The organism is Paenibacillus sp. BT-177, assembly GCF_025846815.2.
Lineage (GTDB): Bacteria > Bacillota > Bacilli > Paenibacillales > Paenibacillaceae > Paenibacillus > Paenibacillus polymyxa_C.
In genome coordinates, this window is sequence record NZ_JAOYTP010000040.1 from 1 (window position 1) to 844 (window position 844).

General features: G+C 40.9%; 1 protein-coding gene. It reads right to left on the minus strand.

What is annotated here, in order from left to right; all coding sequences use genetic code 11:
* A partial coding sequence (locus OIU26_RS25840; protein ID WP_226003501.1) for an AMP-binding protein occupies positions 1–844 on the minus strand: 844 nt, incomplete at both ends.

Below are 844 nucleotides of genomic sequence, written 5' to 3' on the forward strand. Positions count from 1 at the left end.
GAGCAGCCAAAGTAGGATACATCTACTGTTGCTTCTGTTGGTCCGTACAGGTTATGCAGGCTTGTTCCTTTTTCTTTGTACAGCAGCTTGTTGAACTTTTCTACTTGCTTCAGGTTCAGTGCTTCTCCACTGGCAAATACCTGCTTTAAGCTTGCTATTTCCTCTATTATCCCCTTTTCCTCTACATACTCTAAAAATACACTCAACATGGATGGTACAAAGTGCATTGTGGTAACTTTATTTTTTTCGATTGCCTTCACGATTTCTTCCGGATTTTTTTCTCCTCCCGGTATCAGCAGGCAGACTTTGGCCCCAGTAAAGCTCCACCACAATAATTCCCATACCGATACGTCAAAGGTATAGGGAGTTTTCTGCAGGATCACATCACCTTCAGCTATCGGGTATTGCTTCTGCATCCAGTTGATCCGGTTGATTACGGAGTAGTTCTCTATCATTACCCCTTTGGGTTTGCCGGTAGAACCGGATGTATATATTACATAAGCCAAGTTTTCAGGTTTACTAATTAACTTTGGATTTGATACATCCCCAGTAAATAGTTCCTGATTTTCTATGCTAATAAATTCAGCATTTCTGTAACTACCTTTAGCATTTATAAATTTATCCTGTATCAGAATAATTTGGCTGCCACTGTCATCAAGCATAAACTGGATCCTGTCTTCAGGGTATTCAGGAGCTATGGGTAAATAAGCCCCCCCAGCTTTTAGGACAGCCATGATCCCTATGATCATTTCCGGGGAACGTTCTACCATAATTCCCACTACACTATCAGGTTTTATTCCCTTTTCTCTTAATTTTCTGGCCAGTTGGTTTGCCTTTTCGTTTA